A 2,670-nucleotide genomic window follows, 5' to 3' on the forward strand; every position below is an offset into this window, starting at 1 on the left:
GTCTAGGGGCGTCTTGACAGCGCCTTCGCGAGTCCATTTTGGGCTGCGTAAGAATCCCCTGGGTGGGAGTGTCAATTTTCCCTGGCAGGCCATCCTCGGTTCCTCCAGAGGGCTCACGCTTCCCTTGCCATTCTCGCCAGAGAACATAGCTCCCGATTGCCAGGAAGCCGAGGCCAGCCAACCATTCTAGCCAGGCTGCCGGGATCACCTGCCCCAGGGATCCCCCTAAGGCTACGCTGAGCAAACTGGCGGTCACCAGGGCGCTGGCAGAGCCGAAAAAGATCGCCCAGGGAGACTTGGACTGGGCGCTTATGAGCAAGGTGGCCAACTGAGTCTTATCGCCCATCTCCGCCACAAACACGGTTAAAAAGGTAACAAGCCAGAGCTGTAGCGGGGATCCCTCTGGCGGGTTGTTGACGGCGGAAGGCGCTTCAGGGGGGGACGGCACCGTCTGCGCTTCCAGGGCAGGAGACAGAGCCAGGTTCTGGCCGGTGGGTTGCCAGTCCACAGAGGCGGCTTCGTTCCAGGGGAGATAGTGCTGCCCAACGGCCCAAAAAACCAAACCGAGAACCAAGGATAAGGCAGTCAGCCCCAAGCCTAAAGCCAGTTGCCTCTGCCAGGAACGCGCTGATGCCATGGTCTCTGCTGTCCGCTAACCACCGACATGCAGCTTATCCTGTAGCGGGGCTCTTTTTCACCGGTTCTGGAAAGAACAAGGGCGCTAGAGTAAAAAGTAGAAGAAGAAGGGGCGTTGGCCGAGCGGTTTAGGCAGCAAACTCATAATTTGCCTTACACAGGTTCGATTCCTGTACGCCCCATCGCCGCAACCCTCTCCGGAGAAGGGCTGTAAACTACCCGACTCCGACTGCCCCCTCAATCCCCCCTATATCCCCCCGTACACGGGGGGACTGGGGGGCGGGGTTCCTGCGGCTTCTGGCTGAATTGAAACCGGCTTGCGAGGGTTTGCCATCCCCAGGCGCTTTGCTGCTGAGGCGACCCCTCCCAGGCAAACCGTCAAAGGCGAGGGCTCGACTCCCTGCGGGATCTCGTATCTAAGGGACGAGGCAGCCAGCGCTCGGGCAAGGCGGCGGGGGATCCCCAGCGGGACTGGAGCCGGCTGAGAAACTCTCCCTGCCAGGTGCGCAACTGGGCCAAGTTGGCCCCGCCGTTCATGACGGCAAACCAGATATCGCCCCGCTCAGTTGGCAACACGCCCGCCAAGGTGCTGACGCCGCTCAGGGTGCCCGACTTGGCGATCAAGATCCCCGGCAGAAGCCGCCGCTCCAGCACGCCCACATCCTGGCCGACGACGGCAAAGGCATCCGCCAGCGACAAGCCGCGCTCTTCCAGCAACGCCTGGGTTGCCCGCAACATGGCTACATTGGCCCGCGGGGAGATGCGGTTTTCCACCCCCAATCCCGAGCCGTTGATCAGGTGCAGCTCTTCTGCCGGGATCCCTGCTGCAGCGCGGGCTATTTGGGCAACCTGGGCCGCTCCTCCCACCGCCTCTGCCAGCATCTCGGCCATGGCATTGTTGCTGTAGAGGTTCATCAGCTTGAGCAGGTGAATGAGGGGAGGCGACTCATGCCTGAGCAAGACCTGGGCCTCCGAAGGGATCTGCTGGGCAACTCGCACCGACCCCAAAATCTCCACCTGCGGCCTGGGGGTGCCGGGGGGCAAGGTCTGGAATTGCGCCTGGGCTTCCGGGGGCCAGAGGCGGGCATCCAGCCCCTGGCGCAGCAGGGATCCCGAACGGGCCCCATCCCGGGAAAAGTTCATGTAGAAGCGGCCCACCACCACCAGATCCCCGCGCACCTGGCGGATCCCCTGGGCGTTGAGGGCGTTCCCCACCGCGAAGGCTTCCTCCCAGACAAAGAAGGGATCCTCCCCCCCCAGCACCCAGAGATCGCCCTGCAAAACTCCGTCCGTTCCCAGCGAACCGGTTGCCAAGTAGGTGGTCACAAAGCGGTGGTGCGGGCCAAACTGCTGCAGAGCAGCCAGGGTGGTGGCCACCTTGGTCAGGGAGGCCGCCGGCAAAGCCTTGGATCCCTGATGTTGCCCCAAAACCTCGTCGCCCCTCTGCAGCCAAACCCCCTGGGCCGTGGAAGCAAAGCCGCGGCCGCTCAACTGGGCCAGGTAGGTCTCCACCTGAGGTTGCAGGGATCCCTGCGCCGTCGCCTGAGCTGAGCTCAGCAGAAGGAACGCCGCCGAGAGCGTCCCCCCCCAGATCGCAACCAGCCGCCAGCCCGGCCGCTGTCGTTGGCAATAGCGTTGCGGAGCACTTTTCACCCAAAATGCCCTCTAAAAACGCCAACCCACCCCCAGAGCGGAGCCCTCAGCTTGGCAACTCCCAGCCGCTTTCTTCTAGCGGCTCCACGTCGATGGTGCCGGGGGGCGTTTGCCGATAAAAATGGCCATCGGCAACAAACAGCGGCTCGCCACAACTGGGGCAAAAGAAGCGGCTGCCCTCGATGGCCTGAGACTCAGACCCACACACCGGGCAGCGATCCGTGGCGATCCAGCGGCGCGCCCACCAGCGAAAGGCCAGCAGCACCAGCACCGGCAGAGAGAGCAAGAACAGCAACAGAGCCACCAACCCGGCGACCAGCCACCCCAGCCCGACACGGGTCAGCAAAGCTGCCAAGGCCAGGGATCCCAGCCAGAAGCCCC

3 protein-coding genes and 1 tRNA gene are annotated in these 2,670 nt (G+C 63.5%); 1 reads left to right on the forward strand and 3 read right to left on the reverse strand.

Going from position 1 to position 2,670, the window contains the following annotated elements:
• Positions 1-562 (reverse strand): TMEM165/GDT1 family protein (locus NW809_RS11810; protein ID WP_414402220.1); only part of this gene is annotated, 562 nt, incomplete at its 3' end.
• Positions 563-745: 183 nt separating this feature from the next.
• On the opposite strand from NW809_RS11810, the gene NW809_RS11815 reads away from it, so the two are divergent.
• Positions 746-818: transfer RNA gene (locus tag NW809_RS11815), tRNA-Ile, on the forward strand.
• Between the two features lie 196 nt (positions 819-1,014).
• On the opposite strand, the gene NW809_RS11820 is transcribed toward NW809_RS11815, so the two are convergent.
• Together NW809_RS11820 and NW809_RS11825 are read right to left on the reverse strand one after the other, a co-directional pair.
• Positions 1,015-2,289 carry a D-alanyl-D-alanine carboxypeptidase gene (locus NW809_RS11820; protein ID WP_414402221.1) on the reverse strand — a complete coding sequence of 425 codons (1,275 nt, stop codon included), beginning with the start codon at positions 2,287-2,289 and terminating at the stop codon, positions 1,015-1,017.
• Positions 2,290-2,335: 46 nt separating this feature from the next.
• Positions 2,336-2,670 (reverse strand): hypothetical protein (locus NW809_RS11825; protein ID WP_414402222.1); only part of this gene is annotated, 335 nt, incomplete at its 5' end.

The organism is Synechococcus sp. WC101, from assembly GCF_047461555.1.
Lineage (GTDB): Bacteria > Cyanobacteriota > Cyanobacteriia > Thermostichales > Thermostichaceae > Thermostichus.